The sequence below is a fragment of the Plantibacter sp. 2H11-2 genome (genome assembly GCF_050031945.1).
In the GTDB taxonomy this organism is placed as follows: Bacteria; Actinomycetota; Actinomycetes; order Actinomycetales; family Microbacteriaceae; genus Plantibacter; species Plantibacter auratus.
On the sequence record NZ_JBNBBL010000002.1, the window covers coordinates 363,419 to 378,171 of the forward strand.

At 69.8% G+C, this 14,753-nt stretch carries 15 protein-coding genes; 9 read left to right on the top strand and 6 right to left on the bottom strand.

Annotated elements, in window-relative coordinates:
* Nucleotides 1-16: 16 nt before the first annotated feature.
* Complete coding sequence (locus ACQG07_RS06130; protein ID WP_426737751.1) at nucleotides 17-679, bottom strand: YqaJ viral recombinase family protein; 663 nt, start codon at nucleotides 677-679, stop codon at nucleotides 17-19.
* Between the two features lie 154 nt (nucleotides 680-833).
* Between ACQG07_RS06130 and ACQG07_RS06135 the strand changes: the two genes are divergently transcribed.
* From ACQG07_RS06135 to ACQG07_RS06150, 4 genes are read left to right on the top strand one after another with little or no spacing between them, the layout of a single operon-like run.
* The gene (locus ACQG07_RS06135; RefSeq protein WP_274500396.1) at nucleotides 834-1,580 is read left to right on the top strand and encodes a sugar phosphate isomerase/epimerase family protein; all 747 of its coding nucleotides are present in this window, start codon (nucleotides 834-836) and stop codon (nucleotides 1,578-1,580) included.
* Nucleotides 1,577-2,686 carry a Gfo/Idh/MocA family protein gene (locus tag ACQG07_RS06140; protein ID WP_159879913.1) on the top strand — a complete coding sequence of 370 codons (1,110 nt, stop codon included), beginning with the start codon at nucleotides 1,577-1,579 and terminating at the stop codon, nucleotides 2,684-2,686. Before ACQG07_RS06135 ends, ACQG07_RS06140 begins: the two co-directional genes overlap by 4 nt.
* On the top strand, nucleotides 2,683-3,801 hold the full coding sequence (locus tag ACQG07_RS06145) for a Gfo/Idh/MocA family protein (RefSeq protein WP_124767347.1): 1,119 nt from the start codon (nucleotides 2,683-2,685) through the stop codon (nucleotides 3,799-3,801). The genes ACQG07_RS06140 and ACQG07_RS06145 overlap by 4 nt, the downstream gene beginning before the upstream one ends.
* The gene (locus tag ACQG07_RS06150) at nucleotides 3,798-4,832 is read left to right on the top strand and encodes a sugar phosphate isomerase/epimerase family protein (protein ID WP_426737752.1); all 1,035 of its coding nucleotides are present in this window, start codon (nucleotides 3,798-3,800) and stop codon (nucleotides 4,830-4,832) included. The genes ACQG07_RS06145 and ACQG07_RS06150 overlap by 4 nt, the downstream gene beginning before the upstream one ends.
* A gap of 106 nt (nucleotides 4,833-4,938) precedes the next feature.
* Here ACQG07_RS06150 and ACQG07_RS06155 read toward each other — a convergent pair whose 3' ends face one another.
* Nucleotides 4,939-5,199 (bottom strand): thioredoxin, encoded by a 261-nt coding sequence (locus tag ACQG07_RS06155; RefSeq protein ID WP_159879909.1) that lies wholly within the window; start codon nucleotides 5,197-5,199, stop codon nucleotides 4,939-4,941.
* 109 nt (nucleotides 5,200-5,308) lie between these two features.
* Between ACQG07_RS06155 and ACQG07_RS06160 the strand changes: the two genes are divergently transcribed.
* Nucleotides 5,309-6,148: an NAD-dependent epimerase/dehydratase family protein gene (locus ACQG07_RS06160; RefSeq protein ID WP_426737753.1), complete on the top strand. Its 840-nt coding sequence runs from the start codon at nucleotides 5,309-5,311 to the stop codon at nucleotides 6,146-6,148.
* A gap of 75 nt (nucleotides 6,149-6,223) precedes the next feature.
* Here the strand turns inward: ACQG07_RS06160 and ACQG07_RS06165 are convergent, their stop codons facing one another.
* The 4 genes from ACQG07_RS06165 to ACQG07_RS06180 form a co-directional block, all read right to left on the bottom strand.
* The gene (locus tag ACQG07_RS06165) at nucleotides 6,224-6,715 is read right to left on the bottom strand and encodes a MarR family winged helix-turn-helix transcriptional regulator (protein WP_192005853.1); all 492 of its coding nucleotides are present in this window, start codon (nucleotides 6,713-6,715) and stop codon (nucleotides 6,224-6,226) included.
* Between the two features lie 17 nt (nucleotides 6,716-6,732).
* Nucleotides 6,733-8,541 (bottom strand): MDR family MFS transporter, encoded by a 1,809-nt coding sequence (locus ACQG07_RS06170; RefSeq protein WP_425313600.1) that lies wholly within the window; start codon nucleotides 8,539-8,541, stop codon nucleotides 6,733-6,735.
* Nucleotides 8,542-8,712: 171 nt separating this feature from the next.
* A complete protein-coding gene (locus ACQG07_RS06175; RefSeq protein ID WP_411556872.1) occupies nucleotides 8,713-9,393 on the bottom strand; it encodes an ABC transporter ATP-binding protein in 681 nt (226 codons plus the stop codon).
* 90 nt (nucleotides 9,394-9,483) lie between these two features.
* Nucleotides 9,484-11,007 carry an ABC transporter permease gene (locus ACQG07_RS06180; RefSeq protein ID WP_426737754.1) on the bottom strand — a complete coding sequence of 508 codons (1,524 nt, stop codon included), beginning with the start codon at nucleotides 11,005-11,007 and terminating at the stop codon, nucleotides 9,484-9,486.
* 235 nt (nucleotides 11,008-11,242) lie between these two features.
* On the opposite strand from ACQG07_RS06180, the gene ACQG07_RS06185 reads away from it, so the two are divergent.
* The 4 genes from ACQG07_RS06185 (at nucleotide 11,243) to ACQG07_RS06200 (ending at nucleotide 14,753) form a co-directional block, all read left to right on the top strand.
* Nucleotides 11,243-12,001 carry a response regulator transcription factor gene (locus ACQG07_RS06185; protein WP_124767343.1) on the top strand — a complete coding sequence of 253 codons (759 nt, stop codon included), beginning with the start codon at nucleotides 11,243-11,245 and terminating at the stop codon, nucleotides 11,999-12,001.
* On the top strand, nucleotides 11,998-13,593 hold the full coding sequence (locus ACQG07_RS06190) for a sensor histidine kinase (RefSeq protein ID WP_426737755.1): 1,596 nt from the start codon (nucleotides 11,998-12,000) through the stop codon (nucleotides 13,591-13,593). Before ACQG07_RS06185 ends, ACQG07_RS06190 begins: the two co-directional genes overlap by 4 nt.
* A gap of 27 nt (nucleotides 13,594-13,620) precedes the next feature.
* The gene (locus ACQG07_RS06195; RefSeq protein ID WP_426737756.1) at nucleotides 13,621-14,241 is read left to right on the top strand and encodes a phosphoribosylanthranilate isomerase; all 621 of its coding nucleotides are present in this window, start codon (nucleotides 13,621-13,623) and stop codon (nucleotides 14,239-14,241) included.
* A gap of 101 nt (nucleotides 14,242-14,342) precedes the next feature.
* The gene (locus ACQG07_RS06200) at nucleotides 14,343-14,753 is read left to right on the top strand and encodes a DUF5684 domain-containing protein (RefSeq protein WP_079706722.1); all 411 of its coding nucleotides are present in this window, start codon (nucleotides 14,343-14,345) and stop codon (nucleotides 14,751-14,753) included.

Sequence of the window (14,753 nt, forward strand, 5' to 3'; positions counted from 1 at the left end):
TTCTGTCGACTTGTCGTCAGAAGTCGGCGCTCAGCAGTGGTTCCCGGAGCTGCCGAGTGACGGGCGCAGGCTCCGGGAGGACCGGGCGCCGGGCGGCTGGATTGGTGCGGTGGTACAGCTCGTCGATGAGTGCGTTCGCAAGGCCCACAAGCTTCGCGATCTCGACGTCATCCCGCTCGACCCATCGACAGAGCGGTTCGTCGTCGATGGGGACGAAGTCCTTATGCTCCTCCCAGACGACGAGCGTCCGCTCCGCGCCGATCACGTACTGCTGCCACCACACCTGACGCAGGTAGTTGCGGGGGATCGAGCGCCAGGACTTCGTCGTGGTCTTGATCTCCGCGAGCACGACGGCCCCGCGCTCGGTCGCGGCGATGCCGTCGGGGGTGGCGAGGTGACGGTGTTCGACCTCGGCCCGGAAGAGCGCCGACGAGGGGTTGATCCCGTGCGTCGCGGCGACCCACCGGGCGATCTCCGGCTCGCGGGCGCGACCGTGGTCGGTGAAGGCGTTGCCGGAGAAGCCCGTCCCGCCGAGCTTCGCGTCGGCCGCCCGCTGGATCGAGGCCGGGGTCGAGAGGGTGGCGACGTCGGTCGCGGTGATCCCGCGCGAACGAGCCCGCAACCACGAGATGCGGTCGCTGGAGTCAGCGACGATCCGGGAGAGCAGAGCTGAGTTCACCTCTCCATTGTCCCCCACGCTTCCGACTCCTGCGGTATTCGTCGCCGGGGGAGCGGCGACCGGTGGGAGACTTTTGTTTGACCACCGACAGAAGTGTGGTTAGCCTGGATCTCGCAGCAGCGGCTGCCTGACACCATCATCATTGAGGAGCATCGTGTCGACTTCCCAACTCTCTGTCCAGCTCTACTCGGTACGGGAGCCGCTCACCGCGGATCGTGCCGCAGCGCTGCAGCGCCTGACCGAGATCGGTTTCCGCCAGGCTGAGCCGTTCGGCTTCGGTCCCGGCGTCAGCCTGCAGGACATCCACGATGCCGGCCTCGCCACCCCGAGCGCGCACGGCAAGGTCATCGCCGACGACATCGACCTGTCGGCGGCCTTCGGCGCGGCGGCGGAGCAGGGCGTGCAGGTCCTCATCGACCCAGCCATCGCCGAAGAGCGCTTCGCCACGGCGGAGACGGTCGCTTCGATCGCCGACGAGCTGAACGCCGCGGCGGCGGTCGCCGCCGGTCACGGGGTCCAGGTGGGCTACCACAACCACTGGTGGGAGCTCGAGGGCGACGTCGCGGGCACCAGCCCGCTCGAGCACCTCGCCGCGCTCACCGACCCGGCCGTCGTGTTCGAGGTCGACACCTACTGGGTCGAGGTCGGCGGACGCCGCGCGGTCGACGTCCTCGCTGCGATCGGCGATCGTGTGCGCTTCATCCACGTCAAGGACGGCGACGCCTCCCGCGACACGCTGAAGCAGCTGCCCGCGGGCGCCGGGGTCGTCCCGGTGCTCGACATCCTCGCCGCGGCACCGCAGGCCCTCCGCGTCGTCGAGTTCGACGCGTTCGACGGCGACATCTTCCAGGGGCTCGAGCAGAGCTTCACGTACCTCACCACGAACGGAGTCCAGGCATGAGCAACAGCACCGGAACGGTCGGTGTCGGCCTCATCGGCGCCGGCGTCATCAGCGACCAGTACCTCAGCAATATGGTCACCTTCCCCGACCTCGACGTCCGGTTCGTCGCGGACCTCGACCTCGAGCGGGCGAAGACGCAGGCCGAGAAGTACGGGGTGCCCGGCCACGGCTCGGTCGCCGAACTCCTGGCCGACCCCGAGATCGAGATCGTCGTCAACCTGACCATCCCGAAGGTCCACGTCGAGGTCGCCATGCAGATCCTCGACGCCGGTAAGCACGTGTGGAGCGAGAAGCCCTTCGCGCTCGACCGTGAGAGCGGGCAGGCCCTGCTGGCCGCCGCGAAGGAGAAGGGGCTCCGCGTCGCCACGGCTCCGGACACCTTCCTCGGCGCCGGCATCCAATCCGCCCGCCGGCTCGTGGAGGCCGGTGGCATCGGCCAGCCCCTCACCGCGCTGACCCTCATGCAGAGTCCCGGCCCGGAGTCGTGGCACCCGAACCCCGACTTCCTGTTCCAGGACGGCGCCGGTCCGCTCTTCGACATCGGCCCGTACTACATCACGGCGCTCGTGCAGCTGTTCGGTCCGATCGCCCGCGTCACCGCGCTGGCTTCGCAGGCCTTCCCGCAGCGGACGATCGGATCCGGCCCGCGCGCCGGTCAGTCGTTCGATGTGACGGTGCCGACGCACGTGAGCGCCCTCTTCGAGTTCGAGAGCGGCCAGCTCGCGCAGAGCGTCTTCAGCTTCGACTCCAAGCTCGGCCGCACGCAGTTCGAGGTCGCCGGCTCGACCGGCACGCTCGTCGTCCCCGACCCGAACACCTTCGAGGGCGACCTGCTCGTCTACGGCGGTGGCGAGGAGCCCGAGTCGATCCCGTCGACCGGTCCGACGCAGGGTCGCGGAACCGGGGTGGTCGAGCTCGCCCAGGCGATCCGCGCCGGTCGTCCCGAGCGTGCCTCCGGTGAGCTCGCCTACCACGTGCTCGACGTCATGGTCTCGACGGCCGAGTCGGGCCTGAGCCGTACCTCGGTGGACGTCGTCAGCACCGTGGAGCTCGCTCCCGCACTGCCGGAGTCGTGGACCCCGGCGGACGGCACCTTCGGAGCATGACCGTGGCCGGTCCCGGCATCGCGGTGGTGGGCGGTGGCTTCATGGCCACCGTCCACAGCCGGGCGGCCCGCGCTGCGGGTGCCCGGCTGGTCGGTGTCGTCGCCTCGACACCCGAACGCTCGCGGGAGGTCGCCGCGAGCCTCGGGTTCGAGCGTGGATACGGCTCGCTCGACGAGCTGCTGGCCGACCCTTCGGTCGACGTGGTGCACGTCTGCACGCCGAACGCGCTCCACGCCGAGCAGGCACTCGCGGCCATCGCGGCGGGCAAGCACGTCGTCTGTGAGAAACCCCTCGCGACCGACGCCGCGACCGCCGAGCGTCTCGTCGCCGCCGCGGCCGAGGCCGGTGTCGTCGGCACGGTGCCGTTCGTGTACCGCTTCCACCCGCTCGTCCGGGAGGCCCGGGCGCGTGTCGCCGCCGGTGACCTCGGGACCCTGCTCACGATCAGCGGGTCGTACCTCCAGGACTGGTTGCTCGCGCAGGCCGACGACAACTGGCGGGTCGACTCGGCGGCCGGTGGCCGTTCGCGCGCCTTCGCCGACATCGGTTCGCACCTCGTCGACCTCCTCGAGTTCATCACCGGCGCGCGCATCACGGAGCTCAGTTCGACGGTCCGCACCTTCTTCGCCGAGCGCGCGAACACTCCGGAGGTCACGACCGAGGACGCGGCCGCGGTCGTGATCCGGCTCGAGGGTGGCGCCATCGGCACGCTGCTCGTCTCGCAGGTCGCGCCCGGTCGGAAGAACCGGCTGCACCTCGAGGTCGCCGGGACCGAGCTCAGCATCGGTTTCGACCAGGAAGCGCCGGAGACGCTCTGGCTCGGCCGTCGGTCGGGCACGCAGGTGTTGCCGCGCGACGCCGACCAGCTGCACCCGGACGCCGCACGCCTGTCCATCGTCCCCTCGGGGCACCCGATGGGCTACCAGGACGCCTTCAACGCGTTCGTGGCCGACAGCTACGCGGCGATGGCCGGGCAGTCGCCGGACGGCTTGCCCGTCTTCGCCGACGGACTCCGCACCGCGCGCATCACCGAGGCCGTCCTCGACGCGGCCGAAACCGGCCGCTGGGAAGCGATCGCCACCTCCACCGACGACGAGCAGAGGATCACCGCATGACTGACACCACCGACAAGCAGTACGCCAGCCGCCTCCCGGTGACCCTGTTCACCGGACAGTGGGCGGATCTCCCCTTCGAAGAGGTCGCCCGCCTCGCCGCCTCCTGGGGCTACGACGGCCTCGAGATCGCGGCCTCGGGCGACCACCTCGACCTGAAGCGCGCGGATGAGGACGACGCCTACCTGCAGTCCCGCCTCGACATCCTCGACCGGCACGGCCTCGAGGTCTTCGCGATCTCGAACCACCTCACCGGCCAGGCCGTGTGCGACGACCCGATCGACTTCCGCCACCAGGCGATCGTGCGCGACTACACCTGGGGCGACGGCGACGCGGAGGGGGTGCGCCAGCGGGCGGCCGAGGACATGAAGCGGTCCGCACGGGTCGCGCGCAAGCTCGGCGTCGACACGGTCGTCGGTTTCACGGGGTCGAAGATCTGGCAGTACTCCGCGATGTTCCCGCCGGTGCCGGCCTCCGTCATCGACGCCGGGTACGAGGACTTCGCGACCCGCTGGAACCCGATCCTCGACGTCTTCGACGCCGAAGGTGTCCGCTTCGCACACGAGGTGCACCCGTCCGAGATCGCCTACGACTACTGGACGAGTGTCCGGACCCTCGAGGCGATCGACCACCGCCCGGCGTTCGGTTTCAACTGGGACCCGTCGCACATGATGTGGCAGGGCGTCGACCCGGTCGGGTTCATCGTCGAGTTCGCGAACCGGATCTACCACGTCGACTGCAAGGACACCCGGATCCGGCCGGCCACCGGTCACGCCGGCATCGTCGGCTCGCACCTGCGCTGGGGCGACCCGCGACGCGGCTGGGACTTCGTGTCGACCGGTCACGGCGACGTGCCGTGGGAGGACGCCTTCCGTGCCCTCTCGAGCATCGGCTACGCCGGGCCGATCTCGATCGAGTGGGAGGACGCCGGCATGGACCGCCTCCACGGAGCCGAGGAGGCCGTCGGATACATCCGGAACCTGCTCTGGAAGCTGCCCGAGCAGTCCTTCGACGCGGCGTTCAGCACCCAGTAGCCCCGGACCCTGAGCTGCCTCTTTCGGATCCTGAGCTGCTCTTCGGTCCCTGAGCCGCCTCTTCGGCCCCTGAGCCGCCTCTTCGGTCCCTGAGCCTGTCGAAGGGCTACAACGCCTTCGCCGCCGCGACGAGCACCTGGTTGAGCGTGGGCGCGCCGGTCGCACGGAACACCTCGGTGCCGTCGTCGGCCGTGATGATGACCGTGGGGGTGGAGCGGATGCCGTCGGCCTCCGCCTCCGCCGCACGGAAGGCGACGTCGCGCTCCTCGACGACGGCACCGGCCACGAGCGCCGGGACCTCGGCCAGGACGGCGCGAGCCTGCATGCAGGGAGCGCAGAACGCGGAGGTGTACAGGGTGAGCTTCACGTCTCGTCCAACGCGACCCGGCGGTCGACCATTCCGCTTCGGTCGCCCGATCCTGGGGGAGTTGTCAATCGTCCACGCGATCTCGGGTTGATGGACCAGGATGGGCGTCATGAGAATCGCAGTGACGGGAGGCTCGGGCAAGCTCGGGCGAACAGTGGTCGGCCACCTTCGGGAGCACGGTCACCTGGTGATCAACTTCGACCAGGCAGGGGAGCGGGGTGACGGCTTCGTCCGTATTGACCTGCGTGATGCGGGCCAAGTGTTCGACGCCCTCACCGGTGTCGACGAGCAGGCGCCGGACGGGTTCGACGCGGTCGTCCACCTGAGCGCCATCCCCGCGCCGGGGCTCTCGACGAACACGGCGACCTTCCAGAACAACATCCTCAGCACCTACAACGTGTTCAACGCCGCCATCAAGGCCGGCATCACGAACATCGTCACGGCGTCGAGCGAGACCGTCCTCGGGCTGCCGTTCGACACCCCGCCGCCCTACATCCCCGTCGACGAGGCCTACGCGGCGCGACCCGAGTCGACGTACTCGCTCTCGAAGCACCTCGAGGAGCAGCTGGCGATCGAACTCACGCGGTGGCACCCCGAGCTCAAGATCATCGCCCTCCGCTTCTCCAACGTGATGGACGAGGCCGACTACGCGGCGTTCCCGTCGTTCGACGCCGACGCCACCCTCCGCAAGTGGAACCTCTGGGGCTACATCGACGGCCGCGACGGCGCGCAGGCCGTGCGGCTCGCGCTCGAGCACCAGGCCACCGGGTTCGACCGGTTCATCATCGCAGCGGCCGACACGGTCATGTCGCGCGACAACGTCGAGCTCGTCGCGGAGGTCTTCCCGGACGTGCCCGTCACCGGCGACATCGCCGGCAACGGGACGCTGCTCTCGATCGACCACGCCCGCCAGGTCCTCGGGTACGACCCGAAGCACAGCTGGCGCTAGCCCGTTCTCAGGAGTTCCTCGGCGCGTCGCTCGCTCGCAAGCCCGGCGCTCCGGGGGACTCCTGAGAAAGGGACTTTAGAGGGCGCCGTTGAGCTTCGCGAGGAGTTCGGCGAGCCGCCGCACCTCGGCCTCGTCCCAGGACGAGAGCTGCTGGTAGAGCATCGCCTGGTCGTTGGCCCGTGTCGACTCCATCCGGCGCTCGCCCTCGGCGGTCGCGACGACGAGGCTCGCGCGGCCGTCCTCGGGGTCCGGCGTCCTCGTCACGAGGCCGAGCGTCTCCAGCTGGTGGATGAGGCGGCTCACCGCGCTCTTGTCCGTCGCGAGCATCTCGGCCAGGGCACCGGCGCGGATCGCTCCGGAGCGCGAGACCATGCTGAGCAGCTTGTAGCCGGCCGGCTGGAGTCCGGGGGAGATCCGCTCGGCGCGGTCGCGGATGCCGTTGCGGATGCGGTTGATGAGCAGCGCGAACTGCTCCTCCACGGCACCGATCGCGAGGTCGTGCGCGGTGCCGGCCGCTGCGTCGTCGGCAGCGGCCGGCCCGGCCTGGGCGTCGTGATCGATGGACATCGTTCGCATTGTACGGACTAGCGGCCGTGGCGGGGGCTGTGTGCCTCAGCTTCCGAGCCGCTGTCGGCGTCGGCGGTCTCGTCCCGTCCTCGCTCGAGTCGGGTGTCCGCCTCGCCACCGATCATGGCCTCGGCCACGTCCAGCGCACCGGTCGCGAACGACTGGGTCGACGTGGACGCGGTGGCCGTCGTGACGGAACCGGTGGCCGCGCCGACGAGGGCCGGCGCTCCGGTGCCCTGCTCGGCCATGCGCTGCACGGCGTTCTTCGAACCGAGCTTCTTGTTCGGCAGGAAGATCACGGCGATGATCGTCAGGATCGCGAGTGGTGCGGCGACGAGGAAGATGTCGGCGACCGCGTCACCGTAGACGGATTCGATGATGGTCCGCACCGACTCGGGCAGCGTGCTCACCTTCGGGATCGTGCCGCTCGAGAGCGTCTCGGCGATCTTGGCGCCGGGAGCACCGAGGGCGACGATTGCCGCCTGCAGGTCGTCCTGTCGGTCGGAGAGCATGTCGGTGACCTTCGTCGCGAGCACCGAGCCCATGACCGAGACGCCGATCGTGCCGCCGAGGCTGCGGAAGAACGCGACACCCGCGCTCGCCGTACCCAGCTGCTGCGGCAGGACGTCGTTCTGGACCACGAGCACGAGGTTCTGCATGACCATGCCGACACCGGCGCCGAGGACGAACATGTACACGGAGACGAGCAGGTAGTTCGAGTCGTAGTGGATCGTGCTCATGAGGAACAGGCCGACGGTGAGGAGGATCGAACCCACGATGAGGTACGGCTTCCAGTGGCCGAAGCGGGAGATGAACTGCCCGACCACGATGGAGGCGATCAGGAGGCCGCCGATCATCGGGAGCGTCAGCAGGCCCGACTCGGTCGGCGTCGCTCCACGCGCCAGCTGCATGTACTGGCTGAGGAACACCGAGGTGCCGAACATCGCCACACCCACCGAGATGCTCGCGACGACCGCGAGGGTGAAGGTGCGGTTCTTGAACAGCGACATCGGGATGATCGGCTCGTCGACCTTGATCTCGACGATGACCGCGGCGGCGAGCAGGAGGACGGAGATGCCCACCATGACGAGCGTCGTGAAGCTCGCCCACTCGAACTGCGTCCCCGCCAGGGTGACCCAGATGAGCAGCAGCGAGACGCCGCCGGCGATGAGGGCGGCGCCCAGGTAGTCGATCTTGACCTTGCCGACGTTCCGCTTCGGGAGGTGGAGCGTGCGCTGCAGGAGGAAGATCGCGGCGATCGCGAAGGGGACGCCGACGAAGAAGTTCCAGCGCCAGCCGAGCGAGTCGGTGAGGAGGCCGCCGAAGAGCGGGCCGCCGACCGTGCCGACCGCCATGACCGCACCGAAGAGGCCCATGTACCGGCCACGCTCACGCGGGCTGATGATGTCGGCCATGATGATCTGGCTGAGCGCCGTGAGACCACCGGCGCCGAGGCCCTGTAGGACGCGGAAGCCGATGAGCGTGCCGGTGTCCTGGGAGAAGCCCGCGAGCGCCGAGCCGAGGACGAAGATCCCGAGCGCCAGCTGGATGAGCAGCTTGCGGTTGAAGAGGTCGGCGAACTTGCCCCAGATGGGCGTCGAGACGGTGGTGGCGAGCAACGTGGCCGTGACGACCCAGGTGAACGCCGTCTGGTCGCCGTTCAGGTCGGAGATGATCCGGGGAAGGGAGGTCGAGACGACGGTTCCGGCGAGGATCGACACGAACATGCCGAGGAGGAGGCCGGAGAGGGCCTCGAGCACCTGGCGATGCGTCATGCCGTTGTCCGCGCGAGCGGGCGTGGCGGGTGTTGAAGTGGTGTGTGACATGGGCTCCGCGATCGTGATGACGTCAGCTAGTTGATATGCGTCAACTATATGAGAAGTAGTTGATCAGTGTCAACCAATCACGACGACGGGGTATTCCCGTGGCCCTTCGACAGGGTGTAGGTGGCTCGGGGAGCGGATGTGAGCCGCTCCCCGAGCCTGCCGAGTGGCCGATCAGCGCCGAGTCGTGACGTCCTTGAGCTTCCCGTTCGCGATGTGGAGACGACGCTCGGCGCGCTTGGCGACCGCGGTGTCGTGCGTCACCACGATGACCGTGAGCCCGCGGTCGCGCCACAGACCCTCGAGGAGGTCCATGATCTCGTCGCGGGTCTCCTCGTCGAGGTTGCCGGTCGGTTCGTCGGCGAGCAGCACCTCGGGCTCTTTGACGAGCGCACGGGCGATCGCGACCCGCTGCTGCTGCCCGCCGGACAACTCGGCGGGGAGGTGCGATCCCCGCTCGGAGAGTCCGACGGACGCGAGCGCCGCCCGAGCCCTGGTCTCGCGTTCGGCCCGAGGGGTCCCGATCGGGACCAGGGCCATCTCGACGTTCTCCTGTGCCGTCAGCGTCGGGATGAGGTTGAACCCCTGGAACACGAAGCCGATCTCCGTGGCGCGGATCCTGCCGAGCTTCGTCTCGCTGAGCGTCGAGAGGTCGTCGCCGGCGAGGGAGATGCTGCCGGCGGTCGGTCGGTCCAGCGCGCCGAGCATCTGGAGGAGCGTCGACTTGCCGCCGCCGGTCGGACCTTGGATGGCGACGAGCTGTCCGTCGGGGATGTCGAGGTCGACGCCGTCGAGCGCCGTGACGGAGCGCTTCGCCTGGCGGTACTGCTTGGTGAGGCCGGTGATCGTGTACATGGGGTCCTTCGTTCTGCTGGCTGGAGTGAGGAGGGGGACCGCCGGGTGGTCGCGGGGGAGACGACCACCCGGCGGCGTCTGGTGCGTCGCCTAGGCGACGGAGCGGAGCGCCTCGGCCGGGCGCAGTCGTGAGGCGCGCCACCCGCCGATGGCACCGGCGAGGAGCCCGCCGAGGATGGCGATCCCGACGGCGATGACGATGATCCACGCGGTCACGGGAGCCTGGAGGACGATGTCGGTGGTGGTCGCGGCCGCAGCGCCCGGGGCGCCGCCGAACCCACCGGCCGCTCCCGCCGCCGCATCCGACGGCATGCCCGCGGCACCGCCCGGGCCGCCGAGTCCGCCACCGGCCGAGGTCGTCGCCGCCGCGCTGAGCGTCGGAGCGACGAGGTTCACGACGAGGATGCCGGCGAGGCCGACCGCGACACCGACGGCGCCGCCGATGAGCGACTGCACGACGGACTCACCGGCGACCTGGCCGACGATGCGCCGGTCACTCCAGCCGATCGCCTTGAGCGTGCCGAACTCGCGGGTGCGGCGCGTGACTCCGGAGATCGTGAACAGGATCGCGATGAGGAACGCGGCGGCGAGCACGATGAGCGACAGCCAGGTGCCGAGGTTCGACACGAGCGTCGACGCCGAGGCGAGCGAGCCGGACACGGTGGACGCGAGGTCCTCCTGCGTGCTCACGGTCGCGTCAGGCAGTGCCGTCTCGATGTCCGTCTGCACCTGTGTGATGTCGGTCGACGAGGCGGCCTGCACGTACACGTCGCTGACCTGGCGGTCGAGTCCGGCGAGCGTCTGCGCGACGTCGAGGGGGATGTAGACGTTCGAGGCGGTCGTGGCGTCGGCTCCGGAGGCGGTCACCGTGCCGACCACGCTGAACGTGGTGCCCGCGATGTCGATCGTGTCGCCGGTGGCGATCCCGGCCTCGGTCGCGTAGGAGGCGTCGAGGACGGCGACGTCCGTGCCCGTGTCGTCGGCTGCGAGCGAGCGACCGTCGCTGAGGGTGACGGCCGAGAGCGGACCGACGGCGTCGCTCGAGGGGTCGAGACCGAGGACCGTGAAGGAGTCGACGCCGAAGGAGCTCCCGCCTGCGCCGTCCGGACCGCCCTGCGGCGGGGTCGCGCCGGTCGTGTCACCGCCGGGCACGCCTGCCGTACCGTCGGATCCCTGCGCCTGCGAGAAGTCGGGCAGCTCGCCCGTGAAGGTCGTGTTCGTCAGCGACAGGGTGGCTGCGGCGGCTTCGACGTTGGCGACGTCGGTGATCGTGCCGAGCGCCGTCGCGTCGAAGGTCGAGGTGCCGCGCGCCGCCTCGAGCCGCGACTGGTTGACGGTCGTCGTGCCGTCACTCGTCGACCCGTCGCCCGAGCCGAAGTCGAAGTTCTGGCCGGGGCCGCTGCCCTCCGTCGGTGCCTCGGCGGCCTGACTGACGGTGATGTCCGTTCCGACTCCGTAGACGGACTCCAGCACCGACGCCTGCGCGGTCTTCACGCCGGCTGCGACCGAGTTGACGATGATCACGAGGGCGATGGCGAGTGCCATCCCGATGGCGATGATGATGGTCTGTTTGCGACGACCGACGAGTTCCCGCCGGAGATAGGTTCCGAACATGTCTGCGTTTCCTTCTGCTCTGGTGCACGTGCCGGCGTCCCCGTTGCACGACGCCGACGATCCGCACGTCGCGGATGACTTGGACCGGACGCTACGGAGGCCCGCTTGGCCTGCGCCTCGGCGATGCTATGAATCGGCCCAGGTCGATGCGGGCGCTTCGCCGGCTCGGGGAGGGCACAGCATCCGTCTGGTCGGTTCATAGACAGCTCATAGGGCGGAGGCGAATACTGAACCCGTGAACATCCCGACCCAGGCGCCCGGTGCCGCGCGAAGCGCACTCAAACGGGCCGACGGCACCGCCGTCCGAGTGCTCGTCGTCGACGACGAGGCGACGCTCACGGACCTCCTGCAGATGGCCCTGCGCTACGAGGGCTGGGAGATCCGGACCGCCGCCGACGGCCGCGAGGCCCTCACGACCGCCCGCGACTTCCGCCCGGACGCCATCGTGCTCGACATCATGCTGCCCGACCTGGACGGCCTGCAGGTGCTGAACCGCCTGCGGACCTCGGGGAGCGACGTCCCCGTCCTGTTCCTCACCGCCAAGGACTCGCTCGACGACCGCATCGCGGGCCTCACCGCCGGCGGCGACGACTACGTGACCAAGCCCTTCAGCCTCGAGGAGGTCGTCGCCCGGCTGCGCGGGCTCATCCGCCGCTCGACCCTGCTGGCCGCCGACGAGTCCGGCCCGGACATCGTGGTCGGCGACCTCGTGCTGAACGAGGACAGCCACGAGGTGACGCGCGACGGCGAGCCCATCGAACTCACCGCGACCGAGTTCGAGTTGCTGCGGTTCCTCATGCGGAACCCGCGCCGGGTGCTGAGCAAGGCCCAGATCCTCGACCGGGTGTGGAGCTACGACTTCGGCGGTCGTGCGAGCGTCGTCGAGATCTACATCTCCTACCTGCGGAAGAAGATCGACGCCGGGCGCGAGCCCATGATCCACACCGTGCGCGGCGCCGGCTACATGTTGAAGATCCCGACGGTCGGTTCGTGACCACGAGCGCCCCCGTCACCGACCCGGCAGCGACGACCACCGACTCCACCCACCCCAAGCGCGCTCCGTGGACGCTCCGTCGACGCCTCATGGTCGTCGTCGTCGGGCTCCTCGCCCTCGGCAGCGCCGTCGTCGGAGTCGCGAGCGCGGTAGCGGTGAGCGGCCTCCTCACCGAGGGCGTCGACAACCAGCTCACGAAGGCCGCCGAGCGGATCGTCGACTACGGTCGCAACGGTCAACTCCCCACGCCGGAGTCCATCCCCGACGCCGCGATCCCGGACGGCTACGGCGGTGGCTCGGGCACGCGCGAGCCGCCCGCCTTCATCGGCGCTCCGGGCCTCGGCCCCGGCGCACTCGGGGCGATCGTCGTCGACGGCACCATCGTCAGCGCCGGATACCTCAACGCCGACGGCAGCACGGTCCCGTGCACCGAGAGTCAGGACGCCATGATCCTCACGGTGTCGGCCGGTGACCGACCGTCGACCATCAACCTCGGGGAGCACCTCGGCGACTACCGCGTCGTCGCCGTCACCGACGCGAGCGGCGCGACGAGGATCATCGGGCTGCCGCTCGCCGAGGTCGGGTCGACGGTCATGCAGCTCGTCACCCTCATCGCGATCATGAGCGTCGTGGTCCTGCTGCTCGCCGGGCTGGCCGCGTTCGCGATCGTGCGGTACTCGCTCCGCCCGCTCGACCGGGTCGTCGCGACGGCCGCGGTCGTCGCCGAACTGCCCCTCGACCGCGGTGAGGTGGCGCTCGCCGTCCGCGTACCGGAGTCCGACACCGACCCGCGCACCGAGGTCGGACGCGTCGGATCGGCGATCAACCGCATGCTCGGGCACGTCTCGTCCGCGCTGAACGCCCGGCAGGCGAGCGAGAACAAGGTGCGCCGGTTCGTCTCGGACGCGAGCCACGAGCTCCGGACCCCGCTGGCGTCCATCGCCGGATACTCGGAACTCGCCGCCCGGAAGTCGGACGCGCTGCCGGAGGACGTCACCCACTCCCTCGGCCGGATCCGCTCCGAGGCCGGTCGCATGACCACGATCGTCGAGGACCTGCTGCTGCTGGCGCGGTTGGACGAGGGACGCGAACTCGCGAAGCGCCCCGTCGACCTCACCGAACTCGTCATCCACACCGTCGGCGACGCCCATGTCGCCGGGCCGGACCACGTGTTCGAACTGGACTTCCCCGAGGAGCCCGTCCTCGTCACGGGTGACGCGTCCCGACTGCAACAGGTGATCGTCAACCTGCTCGCCAACGCGCGGACCCACACGCCCGCCGGGACGACCGTGCGGACGGGGCTGGCGGTCGAGAGCGGTCCTGCGGGCGAGATCGCCGTGCTGACCGTGTCGGATGACGGCCCCGGCATCGACCCTGCGCTGCAGCCCAACCTCTTCGAGCGCTTCGTCCGCGGTGACGACTCCCGCTCCCGGGCCACCGGGAGCACCGGCCTCGGGCTCGCGATCGTGCACGCCGTCGTGGCCGCGCACCACGGCACGGTCAGGTGTGAGAGCACACCAGGACGGACGGTGTTCCGCGTCGAGCTGCCGGCCGTCGCCACCCCGGACGTCCTCGTCCCGACGGCGGAGTGATCCGTGCGGCCGGGTAGCGTGGTCCCCATGTGGGTGAAGGTGTGCGGTCTGTCCGAGGCGTCCGACGTCGCTGCGGCGGTGGACGCCGGAGTCGACGCGATCGGATTCGTCTTCGCGCCGGGGTCGCCCCGGACCGTCGAGCCCGAACGCGTCGCCTCGCTGCTCGCCGACGTCCCCGAGTCGGTGCTCACGGTCGGCGTCTTCCGGCGCCAGTCGGTCGAGGAGGTCTCGCGGATCGCCGGTGCTGCCGGGGTGCAGGCTGTCCAGCTCCACGGTGACGAACCACCCGAGGCGTTCCAGGAGCTGCAGGCGATGGGATGGCGGACGCTCCGGGCGACCTCGGCGGTGCACTACGCCTCCGAGAACGCCGCCGAGCGCGCCGCCTACGCCGAGGAGCTGTTGCTCCTCGATGCACCTGACCCGGGAGCCGGGAAGACCTTCGACACGATCGCCCTGGTGGCGAACCCACCCACCCGCACGTGGATCCTCGCCGGCGGTCTCACGCCGGAGAACGTCCAGGGCCTCATCGCGGAACTCCGGCCCTGGGGGGTCGACGTGTCCAGCGGGGTCGAGTCCTCGCGCGGGGTGAAGTCGCCGGAGCTCATCCGCTCGTTCGTGCACGCCGCCCGCACCGCCCGGGCCGTCTGAGCGTCTGCGGGACACCCGCTGGTCCGGGGTGCGACCCGCGCGCTACATTCGTCGGATGAGGCGGTCGGTCGACCGCGATGACGACAAGGAGCGCCACCACCGTGATCGACACCATCCTGCTCGCCGCTGACGACAACGGTCGTGCCGCCATCGAGTTCATGAACGCCCCCGCCAACGTCTTCGGCGGCATCATCGGCTACGCCTTGTTCGTCGCCTCCGTCTGGGGGATGTTCGAGAAGTCTGGCCGCTCCGGCTGGACCGCGATCATCCCGATCTACAACTGGTACGTCGTCGTGAAGCTCGCCGGCTTCACGGGTGCGGCGACCATCCTCTACTTCATCCCGCTCGTGAACATCGTGTTCGGGTGGATCGTCGGATGGCACATCGGCAAGCAGTTCGACAAGAGCACGGTGTTCCGGATCTTCGGACTCGTCCTGTTCCAGCTGATCGGGTTCTTCATCCTCAGCTACGGTTCGGACCGCTACCTGGGCAAGCAGGCCGACCGCGCCTAG